General features: G+C 41.9%; 16 protein-coding genes, 1 tRNA gene and 1 riboswitch. Of the genes, 10 read left to right on the forward strand and 7 right to left on the reverse strand.

What is annotated here, in order from left to right; translation table 11 throughout:
* Positions 1-287: 287 nt before the first annotated feature.
* Positions 288-1,511, reverse strand: coding sequence for a serine hydrolase domain-containing protein (locus B879_RS17150; RefSeq protein WP_051012711.1), 1,224 nt, complete (start codon positions 1,509-1,511; stop codon positions 288-290).
* A 124-nt stretch (positions 1,512-1,635) separates the two neighbouring features.
* Positions 1,636-3,024 carry a glycoside hydrolase family 140 protein gene (locus tag B879_RS17155; RefSeq protein WP_009186484.1) on the reverse strand — a complete coding sequence of 463 codons (1,389 nt, stop codon included), beginning with the start codon at positions 3,022-3,024 and terminating at the stop codon, positions 1,636-1,638.
* Positions 3,025-3,249: 225 nt separating this feature from the next.
* Between B879_RS17155 and B879_RS17160 the strand changes: the two genes are divergently transcribed.
* Positions 3,250-4,014, forward strand: coding sequence for an alpha/beta fold hydrolase (locus B879_RS17160; RefSeq protein ID WP_009186485.1), 765 nt, complete (start codon positions 3,250-3,252; stop codon positions 4,012-4,014).
* Positions 4,015-4,032: 18 nt separating this feature from the next.
* Here B879_RS17160 and B879_RS17165 read toward each other — a convergent pair whose 3' ends face one another.
* The gene (locus tag B879_RS17165; RefSeq protein ID WP_009186486.1) at positions 4,033-4,989 is read right to left on the reverse strand and encodes a pyridoxal-phosphate dependent enzyme; all 957 of its coding nucleotides are present in this window, start codon (positions 4,987-4,989) and stop codon (positions 4,033-4,035) included.
* Positions 4,990-5,044: 55 nt separating this feature from the next.
* Between B879_RS17165 and B879_RS17170 the strand changes: the two genes are divergently transcribed.
* A complete protein-coding gene (locus tag B879_RS17170; RefSeq protein WP_009186487.1) occupies positions 5,045-5,731 on the forward strand; it encodes a peptidoglycan DD-metalloendopeptidase family protein in 687 nt (228 codons plus the stop codon).
* On the opposite strand, the gene B879_RS17175 is transcribed toward B879_RS17170, so the two are convergent.
* Positions 5,685-6,482 carry a type III pantothenate kinase gene (locus B879_RS17175; protein WP_009186488.1) on the reverse strand — a complete coding sequence of 266 codons (798 nt, stop codon included), beginning with the start codon at positions 6,480-6,482 and terminating at the stop codon, positions 5,685-5,687. The two genes, B879_RS17170 and B879_RS17175, sit on opposite strands and share 47 nt — an antisense overlap.
* Before the next feature lie 94 nt (positions 6,483-6,576).
* On the opposite strand from B879_RS17175, the gene B879_RS17180 reads away from it, so the two are divergent.
* The 6 genes from B879_RS17180 to B879_RS17205 all read left to right on the forward strand — a co-directional run bounded on the left by B879_RS17180 (position 6,577) and on the right by B879_RS17205 (position 10,000).
* Positions 6,577-7,059: a GNAT family N-acetyltransferase gene (locus B879_RS17180; RefSeq protein WP_009186489.1), complete on the forward strand. Its 483-nt coding sequence runs from the start codon at positions 6,577-6,579 to the stop codon at positions 7,057-7,059.
* A 40-nt stretch (positions 7,060-7,099) separates the two neighbouring features.
* A complete protein-coding gene (locus tag B879_RS17185; protein ID WP_157231673.1) occupies positions 7,100-7,573 on the forward strand; it encodes an antitoxin Xre/MbcA/ParS toxin-binding domain-containing protein in 474 nt (157 codons plus the stop codon).
* Entirely contained in the window at positions 7,533-8,048 is a 516-nt protein-coding gene (locus tag B879_RS17190; RefSeq protein WP_238542158.1) for an RES family NAD+ phosphorylase, read from the forward strand. Before B879_RS17185 ends, B879_RS17190 begins: the two co-directional genes overlap by 41 nt.
* Positions 8,045-8,803, forward strand: coding sequence for an SDR family NAD(P)-dependent oxidoreductase (locus tag B879_RS17195; protein ID WP_009186492.1), 759 nt, complete (start codon positions 8,045-8,047; stop codon positions 8,801-8,803). Before B879_RS17190 ends, B879_RS17195 begins: the two co-directional genes overlap by 4 nt.
* Before the next feature lie 142 nt (positions 8,804-8,945).
* The gene (locus B879_RS17200; protein WP_009186493.1) at positions 8,946-9,530 is read left to right on the forward strand and encodes a hypothetical protein; all 585 of its coding nucleotides are present in this window, start codon (positions 8,946-8,948) and stop codon (positions 9,528-9,530) included.
* Positions 9,531-9,535: 5 nt separating this feature from the next.
* The gene (locus B879_RS17205; protein ID WP_009186494.1) at positions 9,536-10,000 is read left to right on the forward strand and encodes a hypothetical protein; all 465 of its coding nucleotides are present in this window, start codon (positions 9,536-9,538) and stop codon (positions 9,998-10,000) included.
* Between the two features lie 88 nt (positions 10,001-10,088).
* Here the strand turns inward: B879_RS17205 and B879_RS17210 are convergent, their stop codons facing one another.
* From B879_RS17210 to B879_RS17220, 3 genes are all read right to left on the reverse strand, one after another.
* Positions 10,089-12,485, reverse strand: a complete 2,397-nt coding sequence (locus B879_RS17210; RefSeq protein ID WP_040401013.1) for a TonB-dependent receptor — start codon at positions 12,483-12,485, stop codon at positions 10,089-10,091.
* Between the two features lie 172 nt (positions 12,486-12,657).
* A riboswitch (TPP riboswitch) is annotated at positions 12,658-12,754 on the reverse strand.
* A gap of 162 nt (positions 12,755-12,916) precedes the next feature.
* Positions 12,917-13,708 (reverse strand): (Fe-S)-binding protein, encoded by a 792-nt coding sequence (locus B879_RS17215; protein WP_040401014.1) that lies wholly within the window; start codon positions 13,706-13,708, stop codon positions 12,917-12,919.
* Between the two features lie 89 nt (positions 13,709-13,797).
* The gene (locus tag B879_RS17220) at positions 13,798-15,132 is read right to left on the reverse strand and encodes a 4Fe-4S dicluster domain-containing protein (RefSeq protein WP_009186497.1); all 1,335 of its coding nucleotides are present in this window, start codon (positions 15,130-15,132) and stop codon (positions 13,798-13,800) included.
* A gap of 103 nt (positions 15,133-15,235) precedes the next feature.
* Here B879_RS17220 and B879_RS17225 point away from each other — a divergent pair.
* Both B879_RS17225 and B879_RS17230 read left to right on the forward strand, forming a co-directional pair.
* Positions 15,236-15,308 (forward strand) — tRNA-Phe (locus B879_RS17225).
* A gap of 605 nt (positions 15,309-15,913) precedes the next feature.
* A complete protein-coding gene (locus B879_RS17230) occupies positions 15,914-16,498 on the forward strand; it encodes a T9SS type A sorting domain-containing protein (protein WP_009186498.1) in 585 nt (194 codons plus the stop codon).
* The last annotated feature ends 22 nt before the right edge of the window (positions 16,499-16,520 follow it).

Here is a 16,520-nt window from a genome sequence, read left to right on the forward strand (position 1 = left end):
TCTGCAGAAGGCAGGTTCGATAGGGAGCCACCGTGTAGCCCTATCTTAAAAGTAGCAGAAAGGGATAGTCGGTGAAAAGAGCGGCTATCCTATGCTTGATGAACCGCCGTATACAGCCTGCCCCGAACTTTGATTCGGGGAGACCCGTATCCCGAAAGCTTTCGGGAGTGGTGTTAGACCTGCCCGTCCGTTCAGGCGGGGGCGTACCTCGCTAACTTAACAGTTGGCGGGGCCGTCTACTCGATTACAGCCAGTTTTTAATATAATCTGTTCATTTCGTTCGATTCCTAATTCAATAGCAATGCAACATTCCACAAATCAAAATCACTACTATAATATTTAAGTGATTTGCCAGTGTGAACAATAACAGTTTCTTTATCAGGTATTATGTAAATATTCTGTCCAAGATTTCCATTTGCATAAAAGTGGAATGTTGAATCTTCATTGACGTGTCCCCACCATTGATAGTTGTAATAAACCCTTTTCTCTTTTGTACCAAACCATTTGGGGTATATATCTCGTGGGATTGATTTGTTTTCACGAGTAGATTCCAAGACCCAATCTTTTGATATAATTTGATTGCCATACCAACTTCCTTCGTTGAGCATTAGCTGACCAAAGCGTGCATAATCAATTGCCCGAGCAATTAATCGACTTGGCATATATTCAAAGTTGGATGTTTTACTGTCGATTGAAAAAAGAGCATCATATTCCATTATTTTAGACCACAGTTTTTGTTCGAGATACTCAGATACGCTTTTATTTGTTGCTCTTTCGATAATCAATCCCAAATAGCTTGTGTTGTAATTATTATACTGATAATCTTTCCCTGGTTCGGATGTTATTTTCACTTTTTCCAGTAGTAGTTTTCTGACATTGGGATGATAGTATCCGACTGCCTCATCGTGCCAAGGAGCGTGAATATTAGTGAAAGGAATAAGACTTGTATTGTAGGCAAGTCCTGAACGCATTTCAAGTAAGTGTTTAATTGAAATTTTGTGAAATCGAGGGTCTCGCTCCAAGAGTTCAGGTATATACTTTGTTATTGGGTCATCTACACTTTTGATTAAGTCATCATCAATGGCCGCTCCAATCAAGAATGATATAAATGATTTTGCCATTGACTGAGAATGAAAATATGAATCTCTGCTAAAACCATTAAAATATTTTTCATAAATGACTGTATCTCTTTGAATAACAATCAGAGCTGTTGTTTGAGATTTAATAGCCCACTCTTCAAAGCTGTTAAACCCCGTTTTAGTTACCAAATCATCAAATAGCGACTCAACATATTTCTCTTTGGGTTGAGAAATAAATTTATTGGTACTTTTTGCTCCCTGAATCTTATGATTTTCAAAGTTCCTGTAATCATAAACATCTGCCACATTCATTGTTATCAGTCTATAAACGTATGTTGGGGTATATTTGATAGATAAAACAATCACTGCAACACCCAAAACAATCAAGGGTGATAATATTACAATTCTTAAAATACGTTTCTTGTTCTTCATTTAAATTGGCTGTAACTTACTTATACCCGAAACCAAACTTCGCCTGTCCCTACAGAATCAGCTGGATATGCGAAGGTTTTATTCGATTTATTTTTCAATCCTTAAAATACTAAATTTTTCTTATTTAACGGGATGGAGTACTTATGAATTTAGTAAGGTCATAGGTAGCATGTTGAGCCAATACTAGCAGCAGAAAATCGCTGCCCCATCCTTTAGCCCAAGGTTCAAACTCATGTGGAGTTTTTGTCTCAAATTCCCCGATATAAAAAGTTTTGCCACTTCGAGGGTTAAACCAATAAACTTTTGCTTTTTCAGCATTCAATTGGGCTAAGTCTATTCTCATTGGTTTACCAATGGGCGTGTAAGCCATCAAATAGTCTTTATTTTTCCCTATGGCAGACATCATAAAAGATTCATCCTCTGGATTTTCATTCAGTATTAAGCTTGGATTGTGTTCTAAACCCTGCCATGGAAAAACCTCAAAAATAGCTTTCATATATTTCATTTGCGAAGAGCCAGGTAAAGAGAGTGCGGCTTTCCAATCTGTCCTTGCTTTTATAAAGGGGGGGCGATATGTTTCGTACATTTGCCAAATGTCATTGCACCCATAAGTATATCCTGCCGCCCCTGCCAACATGCTCCAATAGGCGGAGACTCTAACATCAGCATCGTCAAGCCATCCATAGTCCTTATTTTCCCAAAATCTATCTGGAATATTTTCATAGCGGGCCTCTCCATTGATTATCGGCCTTTTCATTTCTGATTTATTGCCGTTGACCACATATTCATATTCTTTAGCTATTCGGCTATGGCCACTTTGAAACATATCCAGGTCGAGCCAGGTATCCTCATAAAAAAAGTCAGAGGCCATTTTCGTAGCAATAGGGTGATAGGTCAATAAGTGCCTGTTATCAATTTTTCTAATTCCTTGGGCCATAGCCCGAATGATGGCATAATGATTGTCATTTTCTGGCACCCGATCACCTCCCAGTATCCAAATTATATGATTATGCTCCAGGTATCTTTTTGCCAGTATTTCACCATATTTCTCTGCATTTTGGGGATTGAATATTTCAGGGCCATCTCCCCAGAGTTTATTGAACTTATCCCCCCAGGTGGGTAAAAGTCCGACATATAAGCCGAGTTGAGACGATTTTTTGATCACATAATCAACCAACTCAAAATATTTTTCATTTAAATGCTCTGGGTTGTTATCAATTAAAGGTTTTTCCCCATACTTATTCGGTGAATTTAAACCATTCAGTTCTGCGAGAATCACTGTTTGGATAACCGTAAATCCTTTTTCAGCCCGATCTGTCAGGTACATGTCAATTTCTTCTTTGGTCAGCCGGTGTATCAATTCCCATGCAGTTCCACCTAACCAAAAAAATGGGTCACCTGATTCCGTGACAATATATTTACAGTCATCACTGACTTTGAGAAGAGGTAAATTTTGTGCCAAAACCCAATGCGTGAAAAGAATAGATGATAAGGTTAAAAGTTTAATTTTCATAGTATGTTTTTTTGTGGATGAGATCCAATTAAAATCGAATAGTCACTTCCATAGTAATTCAGTGATCTTTGAAGGGTTTCTTTGGTTCTGTAAACACTTCCTTAAAGTACTTCATTTTTCATTTGCCAATAGAATATAGCCGCTGTTTTTTTTGGCTTTTATGGCCCTTCCACAGAACGAGTCATAACATTATACATTCTCAGACTGATTCCTTAAGTTTGTGATATGATAGCATTTACCCAAGAAGGTGAAGGGCCTGCGCTTCTTTTTATCCATGGCTTTTGTGAATCCAAGGTCATGTGGAAAGATTTTATTGGGGATTTTTCCAGAGACCACACCGTCTATTGTCTGGATCTCCCGGGATTTGGGGAGAGTCCTTTATCGGGGAATCACATCAGCCTGGAAGAGACTGCTGTGCTGATTCAGGAATGGTTGGAAGTGCAGGGATTGGTACAACCCATCGTCATTGGGCATTCTTTGGGAGGCTATGTGACACTGGCTTTGGCAGAACTGATGGGCATTGGACTCAAAGGGATTGGCTTATTTCATTCCACAGCCTTTCCGGACGATGAGGGAAAAAAGCATACCAGAAACAAAACCATCGCCTTTATCAAAAAACATGGCGTGGATAAGTTTATGGATTCCTTTGTACCGCCGCTTTTTGCAGAACAGCAGCGATTGGCACAAGCAACAAGGATTGAGGAACTGATCAAAGAAGGAAAGAAAAGCTCAAAAAATGGGGTGCTGGCTTTTCTAGCGGCCATGCGGGACAGGAAAGATAGGATGGAGGTCTGGATGAATTTCCCCGGTCCTAAATTGATGATCGCGGGAGAATTCGATATGGCCGTGAAACTTGAAGCCAGTAGGAAGCATGAGCCATTTACCTCACATTACCACGAATTGGAAGGAGTAGGGCATATGGGGATGTTTGAAGCACCGGAATTGACGAAAGGGATTGTACGGGATTTTTTGGATGACTTTAGTCAATGACGCGTAATGTTGTCAAAATCAAAAAGGAAGTTTTCCTAAATCCACATTCCCCCCAGAAAGGATAATTCCTACTTTCTGACCTTTGAACCGCTCCTTTTGCTTCAGTAAAGCCGCTAAGGGTACTGCGCAGCTGGGTTCAATGACGATTTTCATCCTTTCATAGATCAATCTCATGGCAGCTATGATTTCCTCATCACTGACGGTCAGGATATCGTCCACATAATCCATAATAATAGCAAAATTGATTTTCCCAAGAGAAGTCAACAGTCCATCTGCAATGGTTTTGGGTCCTTCCATAGGGATGAGTTTCTTTGCATGAAATGACCGGTAAGCATCATCTGCCCCCTCAGGTTCACCCGCGATGACCTTGGTGGATGGAGAGAGGTATTTTGTGGTCAAGGCTGTTCCACCCAACAATCCGCCTCCGCCTACAGGTGCCATGATGGTATCAAAAGGAATGCCTTCTTCCCACATCTCCAAGGCACAGGTAGCCTGCCCTTCTATGACATCCATGTAATCATAGGGGGGTATAAAAGTTGCCCCTGTTTTTTTGACTACAGCTTGAAGGGTAGTTTCCCTAGCCATCAGGTTGGGTTCGCACTCGATGATTTCACCTCCATAACCTTTCACTGCTTTTTTCTTGATTTCGGGTGCATTCGACGGCATGACGATATAGGATTTGATGCCGGCCACTGAAGCCGCCCTGGCCAAAGCAGCGGCATGGTTACCGCTTGAATGGGTGGCTACCCCATTTTGCTTTTGGGCATCGGTCAGTTTGGCGACGGCATTGGCAGCTCCCCGTGCCTTGAAGGCACCGACTTTTTGGAAGTTCTCGCACTTGAAGTAGATCTCGCAACCGGCCATGTCATTGATGGCCTCCGATTTCAAAATAGGGGTGCGGTGAATAAAAGGCTGTATCCTTTGACGGGCTGCTTTAATGGCCTCCAAGGAAGGGAAATTCATAGTTTCAATCATCGAAATAAAGATAAGAGATGGTCTTGTAAGTGACAAAATTTTTATCTTGCGCCCTATGGAAAAAAGTTTGACTGAACGTCTGAAAGGCGAACCTACATTTCCCCTGATGGGAGAAGCCCTGCATCTTGGGAATACCATTTGGATGGACTTTTCCCCTGCCAATGCGGAATTGGAGCAGGTGGATTTTTCCGATACGGCCCATTTTGATAGCTATGTGTTCGGGAAGTTAAGGGCAGCGGGAAAGCGCTTTGGCATTGGTGGTTATTTGGAGCATCGGGCGATATATGCCAGGTCAGGTATGTTTGCCACCGATCAGGCTGATTTCAGGAATATCCATTTGGGGATTGATGTGTGGACGGCAAGCGGACATCCCGTACATGCGCCCTTAGCCGGGAAGGTATATGCCTTTCAGAACAATTCTGGTTTTGGAGATTATGGGGCCACCATCATCCTGGAACATGACCTGAAGGGAACCCCACTCTACAGCCTCTATGGGCATTTGGCTTTAAAAGACCTGGAAGGGCTGGAGGTAGGCATGCCGATTGCCTGTGGGCAAAAGTTTTGTCAGGTGGGTCCTTTTCCCGAAAATGGGGATTGGCCGCCACATTTACACTTTCAGTTGATGTGGGACATGCTGGGCAATTGGGGGGATTTTCCGGGGGTATGCTCCCAAAGAGAAATTGAAAAATACAGGGCTATTTGTCCAGATCCTCAGGTATTGTTGGGCTATTCGCCAAGGTGATCAGGCGGATGCCCTCTAAAGTAAGGTTTCGGTCCACCACCTCAAAGGAATCTTTCAGCGTGGTGAGGATGGAGGATAGGCCTCCTGTCGCAATCACCCGGCATTGGTGGCCGATTTCTTTTTGTAGGGTGTCTATCATGCCTTTAACCAGACCGGTATACCCATAGAGTATACCTGCTTGAATGGAATGTGTGGTGTTTTTTCCCAAGGCAGATTTGGGCATTTTTAAGGGGACCTCAGGTAATTTAGAGGTATTGGAAAACAATGCCTTGATGGCAGTTTTCAGTCCTGGGACAATATTTACCCCTAAAATGGACCCATGTTCGTCCACTACGGTGAAGGTCAGGGCGGTTCCAAAATCCACGATGATGCAGGTAGTTTTAAACCTTTCAAAGGCAGCTGTCACATTGCACATCAGGTCTGTGCCGATTTCATTGGGCTTGGAGGTACTCACTTTAAGCCTCCTGTAACTTTCGCCTCTAATCAGATAGCAGGCTTTTTCTAAGTATTCCCTGCAAAATTGCTGCAATGCAGCATTGACTTCTGGGACCACAGATGAAATCCCCACATGGCTGATCTGGTCACTTTTGATGCCATTTTCCAAAAAAAACAGGTGCACTTCTTTTTCCAATTTCAGTACAGAAAGTTCTCTGGACGTATTGACACGGAATTCATGTGTCCATTTTTCTTGCATTTCATCATAAAATCCAAAAACGATATTGGAATTGCCGGCATCTATGGCTAGAAACATATTCAGGAATTGATTAATGACCGCTTGGCTTTGTGATCTGCTTCAAATATATAAATTGATTTTATGCTTTTATGTTTTTTGATAACTTTCCTCCATGTATACAATCAGAGAAGGAAGAGTCGAAGACCTGCCCAAAGTATTGGAGCTGGTCAGAGAATTGGCCATTTATGAAAAAGCACCGGATGAGGTCATCAATACCGTTGAAATGATGGAAAAAGATGGCTTTGGTCCACATCCCGTTTTTGGGTTTTTCGTAGCAATTAAGTCAGAAACACAAGAGATTGTGGGTACTTCAATTTATTATTACCGTTATAGCACCTGGAAAGGGAAGCGGCTTTATTTGGAGGATCTTGTCGTAACTGCTTCAGAAAGGGGTAAAGGAGCTGGGAAAATGCTTTTTGACCGGACCCTTGCCAAAACTTTGGAAGATGGATGCTCCGGGATGACCTGGCAGGTACTGGACTGGAATACCCCTGCCATCAATTTCTACCAGAAATATGGGGCAGACCTCGATGGAGAATGGATCAATTGCAACCTGCAGGAAAATCAGATCAAGGAAATATTGCAAATACAATAAAATAATCTTGTATTTACAATAATTATGAATATCTTTGTTTATGGCCAAAAGATATATCCTTCCCAAGAATTATGCTTCCACTTCGGATGTTAGCGGTTTTTTCCCCAGCTTGGAGGAGCAGTATTTCTTTGTCCCTCCTTTGTCTACAGTAGAGGAGCCCAGTTTATTGGAGAAGCCTTTTCATTTATCAGAGACAAAAGTTTTATTTGATTACCTGCAGTTCAGTCAAGCAGAGGTAGCCGAGGTCTTGGAGGTAGATCCCAGTACCTTGGTCCGTTGGAAAAAGGAAGACAGGTTGTTGAGCCGATTATTGACCAAAGCCATCAAAGACATGGATAAGATCATCGCCAAAGGAGTCAGGATATTTGGTACAGAAGCTTTATTTCAGGATTGGCTGCATACCCCTATTGAAGCCTTGGGTCATCAGAAGCCCATTGTTCTGATGCGCAGTCCCTATGGGGTAGAGCAGGTGGATGAAGCTTTGGAAGCCATTTCCTGGGGTAATTTCCTCTAAAGACACTACGATTTTGAAGTATTTCCGATTGATAGAAAAGTTGCAGGGAAGGTTTCCTTTGGGATATGGGCCGGGTTCGGGAAGATGGAATCCTTATGGGGTTCCCGTCATCTATGCCTGTAGCCACAGCGCCCTTAATTTTCTGGAACTGCTCAGTATCAAAGGTCCTGTGGTCTCTTTGGCCCATTGGTCTTTGGTGCAGTTTGAGCTGGATATTGAGATTCCTTATTTGTCAATGGAAGATTTGCCACAGGATTGGTCCAACCGTCCCCATCCAAAAAGTACCCAGGAAATAGGAGCTTACTGGGCCGGAAGTAAAGAAACCCTGGCCCTTAAGATTCCTTCCTGCCGTATCCCATTGATCAATTATCCGGAAGAGCATAACCTCTTGCTCAATCCCCTCCATCCGGACTTTTCTAAGAAAGTCAGACTGATAGAAATAACCGAAGTTTCATTTGCCATTAATAACCTATGAACATCAACCTACAAAATCAAAGAATTCTTGTTACCGGCGCCTCACGCGGCATAGGTAAGGCCATTGCAGAGCAGTTGTCTGCTTCAGGGGCAGAAGTTATCTTACACTTTAACAGTAATTTAGAGGCAGCCAAAAAATTGGCCGAATCTCTACCTAATCCGGCGCACGTGTCTCCTTGCGACCTGTCGAACTTGGAAATGGTAAAGGGTTGGATTCCAGAATTGATTGAAAAACATGGGAAAATTGACGCCATAGTCAATAATGCGGGAATTGCCATTTCCGTCCAAGACAAAGCAGCCACGGAAGACTGGACAGCTGCCTGGCTCAAAACCATGGATGTCAATATCAATGCCCTAGCCATTATTTGTAAGGAGTTTATTGAACATGCCAGAACCAACCAAAATGGAAGGATCGTCAATATTTCTTCCCGTGCTGCTTTTAGGGGAGATACACCGGATTATTTAGCCTATGCAGCCTCTAAGGCGGCTATTGTAAGTTTTACCCGTTCGATAGCACGGTATTATGGGAAGGAAGGTGTCAAGGCATTCATCATAGCGCCAGGATTTACCCGGACAGACATGGCGCAGGACTTTATGGATCAATATGGGGAAGCTTATGCCCTGAACGATATTGCCCTGAATGCACTTACGGAGCCCAAAGATATCGCACCCATGGTGACCCTGCTTTGTTCCGGTTTGGCAGACCATGCCACTGGTTGTACGATTGATATCAATGCGGGGTCTTATGTGCATTGATAGGGAAAAGGAGAAAGGTCAAAAGGAAAAAGTCGGAGGGCGGATGTCGGAATGAGAGGCGCGAGGCCAGACTATAGAAACAAGAATCAAGAGGGCCTAAACCAATTTTACTGGAATCCTGTTAAATGAAAAAAAGTATTCCATGTCATCTGCCAAAGAAAGCTTTTCCCCTGAAATGATCAAGATCTTTAAGATCTTTGGATTGGGGTCCTTGTTATTTGTCCTTTTGCTTTCATTTTTTAATGAAAAGCGGGCCAATAATTCTGGAGATGAGAAGCCCTTGATGCGGATAACCGATGCAGATCGCTTATTTTTTAAAAACCTTCGTGCCGTTCATTATGATTTGGAGGGACGGGATGATGCCAAGATAAATATTTACAGGCATGGGAAACGGATTAAGGATCCATCCATTCCCCACCTGAACCTTTCAATTCTCATCAATAGGGTAAAAGATGAGGCTTATATTTTTGTAGAACCCCAGCCTGATGAGTTGCCGCTTAGGCTTCAATGGAAAAATTTAACGAACGGCGAAGAAGGAGCGTTGTCATTTTATGGGGGAGACACCTTTGCACATTTGGAATTTGTGAGTAAATTGAATTCACTTCTTGAGGAAAACATTCAATTCACGATGGCCGTTGAAGAATCGTGGAAACCAATACTTGAGGATGTAGAAGTGGTTAAAACCACTATCAAGGACTATTTCCGATTGACCAATAACCCAAATTAACCCCTATGGATCTGCAAAGGATCAATAACCTCTGGAAGTTTCTGGTGATCAAAAACAACCTGAAGCTGGATTGTAGTAAGCAAGAGCAAGTCACTTATACCATTGAGAAAGGAAACTTGATTTTACAACATGTATTTAACCCCAAATTCCTACAGCAATCCAAACTCATCATTTCAGAAAGGAGTTTTCAGCCGGATTTCTGTCATCTTACCTATACCAAATCCAAGAAGCGCTTTGGCCACAAGGAGAAGCCCATATCTGCCGTGACTAAACAGATTTTTTTCCCAAAGGCACTATTGGATACCCTTCATCAGTTTGATCTTGAGATTAAAAAGGATAGAAAAGGGAACTACTGTATTAATATAGCACCCTTTTTCCCAAAAAATATTTATGATATTTTGGACCATGTCAATCCGATAGCAAGGACTTTTTGGGTAAAAAACTTTTTTGCAGAAGGAATCAGAAACTGAAATTCCCGGGAGGCTATAAAATTAAAATGGCTCCGGAAACAAAAGTTCGGAGCCATTATTTTGTTTAAACCTGAAATAGGCATTGGAGTTAAAACAGGAATTTCACACCAGCCAAGAAGTTGGTTCCAGCTTGTGGATAGAAGAAGTTTTCTGTTACCAATTCCCGTCCTGCAGGTCCTTCAGCAGGGATAAAATAGCTAAAAGTATAGCCATTGGGCTCATAGAGCTTGTTGAAGATATTATTGATCAACACAGTGAATTCCATGTTTTTCACAAACCTTGGCCTCATGGCATAATTGAACCTAAGATCTGAGGTCCAGAAGGCATTCAGTTTTCTGTTTTCGTTTTGGGTATTGTCCAAGAATTGGCTGCCCACATACTTTTTAAGCAAGGAGACTTCAAAGTTTTTGACGGGCCGATAATCGATAATGGCTGCGCCCACTACATTTGGAGAAAATGCAATATCTGTGTTGATATGAACGATAACTTCCTGCCTGAAGTCGGCTACGGAGTAATCATCCAGGTATTCCAAGAACTCAGCGATTTTATTTCTACTGAAAGCAATGTTGCCTCCTAGACTGAATTTTTCTGAAAGCCTATAGGATCCATCCAATTCAATGCCTAATCTATATGAGTCGTCCACATTATCCCTGATATAAGCACCTACATCGTTTAGCTGCCCGGTCAAAACCAATTGGTCTCTGTATTTCATGTAGTAGATGTTGGCATTATAGCTGAAGTTAGTCGCCTGTCTTTTGTATCCGGCTTCAATATTTTGCAGGTTTTCGTGTCTTGGCGCCCTTTCAATAATGGGGGAATCCGTAAAATCCCTTCTCACAGGTTCCCGATTGGCTACAGCATAAGAAGCATACCATTGCTTGCCTTCTGTGGTCTGATAGGTAAACCCGAACTTGGGATTGAAGAAGGCGAAATTTACCTGACCTGTTACATCCCTGAGGTCATTGTTGATACCATCAAATCGGTAATCAATCCATCTTCCCTGTAAATCTCCGTAAAGGAATAATCCATTGCTGACTTCATAAGTGGCTTTTGCATAGAGGTTCACATCATCTTTGACCGCAACATTGTCATAATACCTGTCCCTGATATTGGTATTGCCGGCAAATTGCATCCATATGATTTCTCCGAAGTGGTCGCCATCGTACCTGTTTGCCCCACCGCCGATGATGGCATCCAATTTACCGTCATCCGAGAGGTAATTCAATGAGAAAACGCCTCCATAAAAGTCATTGTCCAGCCATCTTCTTCGGATAATATCCATTCTGGAAATGGAGGTTTCCCCGATGATAACTGGAGCTAATCCATAACGGTTTAATCGGTCATTGGGTCTGAATTGTTCAAAGAAGCCTCTGCCGTAGGTATAATGCAGAGCTGCATTGGCCTTCCAGTTTTGACCAAGTGTTCCCGTATAAATCAATTGGTAGTGTTCCTGCTTGTAATCATCTACCTGGTTGTCATAGGTGTAAGGGTTGAATGTCCTATTGGTGGCCAATAAATTTTCAGGTACGCCTTCCCAAGCCTGATAGGTTACTTCAGCGCCAGCAAAAACATTGACTTTTACCACATGCTTCTCGCCGTAATAGCCACCTGATAGGAAATAAGATCTCAAATCTGAGGAAGCCCTATCTATGTAACCAACTGATGCGATTCTAGATAACCTCCCATCAAATGCCCAACGGTTGTTGATCAAACCTGTACCCACCTTAACCATATGTCTTCTTGTGTTGAAAGAGCCAAAAGAGTTGTCCACTTCAGCGTAGGCCTCATCCTGTCTGGTGTCAGTTTGTATGTTGAGGCTGGCACCAAAAGTAGCTGCACCATTGGTGGAGGATCCGACTCCCCTTTGGATTTGGATATTATCCACTGAGGAAGCGAAATCGGGCATGTTTACCCAAAATACTCCATGGGACTCTGCATCATTAAGTGGAATTCCATTTACGGTCACATTGATTCTGGTCTGATCGGAGCCTCTGATTCTTAGCCCTGTGTACCCCACTCCCGCTCCTGCATCTGAGAAAGAAACAACTGATGGCGTGAAGTTGAGTAAGATAGGAAGATCTTGTCCTAAATTGAGTTTGGCAATGTCTCTTCTGTCTACTTTGGAAAAAGTAGTAGGGGTTTTATCTGTAGCCCTCGTGCCGTAAACAATGAACTCTTCTGTAAGTAAACTGCTAGGTTCAAGAATGACTTCGAGTTCTTCATTGGTGGGGATGAGGACTTCTCTGGTAAAAGCTTCGTAGCCTAAGTATGTAACTCTTAGTGTATAGCTTCCGGAAGGGATATTCCTAATTTGGAAGTTTCCTTGAAAATCAGAGGTTGCACCTCTTCCCGTTCCTACTAAAATCACATTGGCGCCAACAAGCCCTTCACCGGAAGAGTTTTTCACAGCGCCTTTAATATTGGATTGGGCAAAGGCAGCCCAGGACATTAGCCAAAAGGCCAATAAGCATGTAAATTTTTCCATGGATAATAAATTCCCGCTAGGCGGTTTTTTTGGTTAAACATCAGAAAACCAAGGGGCGATTTTCTGTTTCATTGTTTACCCATTTCCGATTCCAATAGATTGACTGAACAAATCATGCGCAGACCAATAGACAGGTCTTTGCTCGTGTCCTTCTTATAGTCCATAAAATTGGTACTCGGTTTACTCATTTCCCTTCGCCGGCACTACCCGGATCAGGTATTGTGGGTATGATCTCAGCCTGTGATATTAAGGCACCCCTCATGATCTTAGCGCGAAACTATGCGGAGTAATTCGAAAAAGCAACGATCAAGAATTAAAAAATATTTAACCTCGGCTATATAAATGGAGCAAAATAAATAAATAGCAAAAAAGACCTGGCAGGTTTTTGAATCCTGCCAGGTCCAGTCAAACATCCCAACGGTTAATTTCTGTTAGACCCCCATATCTTTGGCAATCATTTCTGCCAGGTCATATACTTTGACGTCGTGTTCCTTTTCTTTATTTTTAACCCCATCAGACATCATCGTGAGGCAGAAAGGACAACCTACTGCGATTGCATTGGCGCCTGTGGCTAGTGCTTCCTCAGTGCGCTCAATATTGATGTCTTTTTTGCCATTTTCCGGTTCTTTGAACATCTGCGCACCTCCTGCACCACAGCAAAGGCCTTTGGTACGGCATCTTTTCATTTCTACCAATTCTACGTCCAAAGCCTTGATGACTTCTCTAGGTGCTTCATATACATCATTGGCCCTACCTAGGTAGCAAGAGTCGTGGAAAGTGATTTTCTTTCCCTTAAACGCTCCTCCTCCCTGAAGGACGATTTTGCCATCATTGATCAGTTGTTGAAGGAACTGTGAATGGTGGATGACCTCATAATTGCCTCCGAGGGCAGGATATTCGTTTTTGATGGTATTGAAGCAGTGTGGGCAAGCGGTCACCACTTTTTTGACTTCATAACCATTCATTACCTGGATATTGGCCACTGCCTGCATCTGAAAGAGGAATTCATTTCCAGCACGCCTTGCTGGATCACCGGTACAGGCTTCTTCCGGCCCCAATACTGCAAAACTTACGCCGACTTTATTCAGGATTTTCACAAAAGCCTGGGTGACGGCTTTGTATCTGTCATCAAATGATCCGGCACAACCTACCCAGAACAAGATTTCCGGGCTTTTGCCAGAAGCGGCCATTTCGGCCATGGTTGGAACTTTATATGTTGACATTTTTTAGACTTTTAGAGATTAGAGACTAGAAGCGAGAAGTGAGAAGCGAGACAAAACCATTCAAGTCTCTCGCTTCCAAACTCTCGCATCTATTTTGTTTCTTCATTTTTTACCTGATCGGCCCAATTGAATCGATCGGTTGGAGGGAATTTCCAAGGAGAGAATGAGGTTTCCATATTTTGGAACATGGCATTCCATTGCGCAGGTGTTCCTGACTCTTCCATGGCCACATACCTTCTTAGTTGGAGGATAATGGACAGGGGGTCAATATTTACCGGGCAAGCCTCTACACAGGCATTGCAGGTGGTACAAGCATTGATTTCTTCCTTGGTAATATAATCTCCTAACAGTGATTTCCCATCTTCAAACCCTGGGCCACCGGCATCTAGGCTTTTCCCTACTTCTTCAGCCCTGTCTCTGACATCCATCATGATCTTTCTTGGAGAAAGCTTTTTGCCTGTCAGGTTGGCTGGACATTCTGCAGTACAACGTCCACATTCTGTACAGCTGTAGGCATTCATGACATTGACCCAGGTAAGGTCATTGACGTCTTTAGCACCGAACCTACCGATCTCGGCAGGGGGTTCAGCACTGCTTTCCGTAGCCATACCCAACATCATATTCACCTCGTTGGTTACTTCCGGCATGTTGTTGATTTCACCTTTAGGTTTTAGGTTGGAATACCAGGTATTTGGGAAGGCAAGAAAAATATGCAAGTGCTTGGAATATGTGATGTATACAGCGAAAGCCAGAATACCTACGATATGGAACCACCAGGCAAATCTTTCGATAAAGACAAGTGTGGCATCGCTCATACCCACAAATAGCGGTTGGATAAAGCCACTAAAGAAAAGCCCATCCAATAACAGGTATTTTTCTACACCTCTAGAAGCTAAAATCTGATCTGTGGCATTCATGGTCAGGATGGCAAACATTAAAATGATCTCAATGATCAGGATGAGGTTGGCATCCAAGGCCGGCCATCCTTTCATTTCGGGCTTGGTAAAGCGCTCCACTTTCATCACATTCCTTCGGATGAGGAAAGCTACGCAGGATACCAGCACTGCGATGGCCAGGAATTCAAATATGTTCATGGATATACCATAAACCGCTCCCAGGAAAGGAGCGAAAATCCTATGGCTGCCAGTAATGCCATCAATGATAAATTCCAGCACTTCTAGATTGATAATGATAAAAGCCACATAGATCAGTAAATGCAGAAATGCCGGAATGATCCTTTTAAACATTTTCTGCTGACCTAGGGCTACCAAAAGCATGGTCTTCCATCTTTTTTCGGGTTGGTCGTTTCTGGTTTCCCCTTTTCCTAAAAAGATATTCCTCTTCAGGTAGCTGACCCTTTTATAAATTATAAAGCCAGCTATGGCAAAAACCAGTAAAAAAGCCAATTGAGGTAAAATGCTCATATTGTTAGATTTAGCGTTTTATACGGATTATATAGTAAATTTTTTAATAAAATGGTTTGCAAGAAAGCTTCAAATATCTACCTTTGCATCACTTTAACGGATTGGTGATGTAGCTCAGTTGGTAGAGCATCGGACTGAAAATCCGTGAGTCGGTGGTTCGAGTCCACTCATCACCACAAGCCCTGAGCAATCAGGGCTTTTTTTATTTTCAGTTCCTGTAGCTTTCAGTTCCTTGTTTTCCATTTCTCTGACTCCATTTTTCCTTTGGCAAAATAATAAATAGTAGGCATGCATACTATTTTTTGCTTAATTTAAAATGAGTCTAATCTTTTATTTTTTTTGAAATTGCGGTAAATTTTATATTCAATAGAAAAGAAAAGCAGCGGATCGCCGCCTTTCTGTTTTTCAGGAGTATATTTTAAAAATTTTGTAATCGATTGCGAAATGTTTGATTAATTTTAAAATAAATAAAATTAAAAAAATTTTATTTGGTATTTTGAAATTTTCGGTACTTTGTGTTTTTCACGCTAACGATTCCGAGAAAATTTGCATCAATTTTTTGATCTGTAAAAAAATAAATGTTTTGTTATTGGAATTTTAATAAAAAGCTAATTATTTTAAAATATTTGCAAAATATAAATATCGCTTGTATGTTTGTACTGTGATCAATGAGAAGTTGATCTTTTCTCACCCCAAATAACCGGCTTTAATCTTTGTTCGGGTAAACCCCGCAAAGCCAATTCAATTGAAAATTTCTTAAACCTATTAATTATTTACTACTATGAAAGTATTATTCACAATGATGATCGCATTTGGTGTTGCTTTTAGCACCATTGCAGCAGGAGAAAGACCTGCAGAAGTACCGGTATCCCTTAGAAAAGTGGATGAATCCAAAGTACAGTTATTGTATGGAGCTGCTCCAGAGGGCTCGATAACTGTGAAAATCTATGATTCAAGCAAGTTTTTGGTTAAAACTGATAGAATCAACTCCAAAAATGCCTTTGCTAGATATTACGATTTCTCACAGCTGAAGCCAGGTAAGTACACCCTTGAGGTAATTGACGGTCAGAATAAAATTGAAAAGCTTTCTGTAGACTTTTCAGCTGAAGTTTCAAAAGCACCTGTGGTATATTCAACATTGGAAAGTCAAGGTAACAATGCCTTTAAATTAATGGTTAATGCATTACACCCTGCTACACTCAATGTGTATGTTTTTGAAAACGATAAACTGATTCATGAGGAGGTCGTAGATCAAGTTCATGGATTCCAAAAATTATACAAGCTTCAAGGCATTAGCCCTCTTTCAAGAGTAGAATTCATGGTGAAAACTGACGAAGGGTTTTTAAAAATGATGACTGCCAGGTAATTAAAAAGCATTTCCTTAGATT

Origin of the sequence: Cecembia lonarensis LW9 (assembly GCF_000298295.1) — a bacterium.
In the GTDB taxonomy this organism is placed as follows: Bacteria; Bacteroidota; Bacteroidia; order Cytophagales; family Cyclobacteriaceae; genus Cecembia; species Cecembia lonarensis.

Excerpts from the sequence above, each read along its gene's own strand:
- B879_RS17215 (WP_040401014.1), bottom strand. The coding sequence starts at position 13,708 with ATGTCAACATATAAAGTTCCAACCATGGCCGAAATGGCCGCTTCTGGC.
- B879_RS17170 (WP_009186487.1), top strand. The coding sequence starts at position 5,045 with ATGGAAAAAAGTTTGACTGAACGTCTGAAAGGCGAACCTACATTTCCC.
- B879_RS17180 (WP_009186489.1), top strand. The coding sequence starts at position 6,577 with ATGTATACAATCAGAGAAGGAAGAGTCGAAGACCTGCCCAAAGTATTG.
- B879_RS17205 (WP_009186494.1), top strand. The coding sequence starts at position 9,536 with ATGGATCTGCAAAGGATCAATAACCTCTGGAAGTTTCTGGTGATCAAA.
- B879_RS17195 (WP_009186492.1), top strand. The coding sequence starts at position 8,045 with ATGAACATCAACCTACAAAATCAAAGAATTCTTGTTACCGGCGCCTCA.
- B879_RS17175 (WP_009186488.1), bottom strand. The coding sequence starts at position 6,482 with ATGTTTCTAGCCATAGATGCCGGCAATTCCAATATCGTTTTTGGATTT.
- B879_RS17155 (WP_009186484.1), bottom strand. The coding sequence starts at position 3,024 with ATGAAAATTAAACTTTTAACCTTATCATCTATTCTTTTCACGCATTGG.
- B879_RS17190 (WP_238542158.1), top strand. The coding sequence starts at position 7,533 with ATGAAGCTTTGGAAGCCATTTCCTGGGGTAATTTCCTCTAAAGACACT.
- B879_RS17210 (WP_040401013.1), bottom strand. The coding sequence starts at position 12,485 with ATGGAAAAATTTACATGCTTATTGGCCTTTTGGCTAATGTCCTGGGCT.
- B879_RS17150 (WP_051012711.1), bottom strand. The coding sequence starts at position 1,511 with ATGAAGAACAAGAAACGTATTTTAAGAATTGTAATATTATCACCCTTG.
- B879_RS17200 (WP_009186493.1), top strand. The coding sequence starts at position 8,946 with ATGTCATCTGCCAAAGAAAGCTTTTCCCCTGAAATGATCAAGATCTTT.
- B879_RS17160 (WP_009186485.1), top strand. The coding sequence starts at position 3,250 with ATGATAGCATTTACCCAAGAAGGTGAAGGGCCTGCGCTTCTTTTTATC.
- B879_RS17185 (WP_157231673.1), top strand. The coding sequence starts at position 7,100 with ATGGCCAAAAGATATATCCTTCCCAAGAATTATGCTTCCACTTCGGAT.
- B879_RS17165 (WP_009186486.1), bottom strand. The coding sequence starts at position 4,989 with ATGATTGAAACTATGAATTTCCCTTCCTTGGAGGCCATTAAAGCAGCC.
- B879_RS17230 (WP_009186498.1), top strand. The coding sequence starts at position 15,914 with ATGAAAGTATTATTCACAATGATGATCGCATTTGGTGTTGCTTTTAGC.
- B879_RS17220 (WP_009186497.1), bottom strand. The coding sequence starts at position 15,132 with ATGAGCATTTTACCTCAATTGGCTTTTTTACTGGTTTTTGCCATAGCT.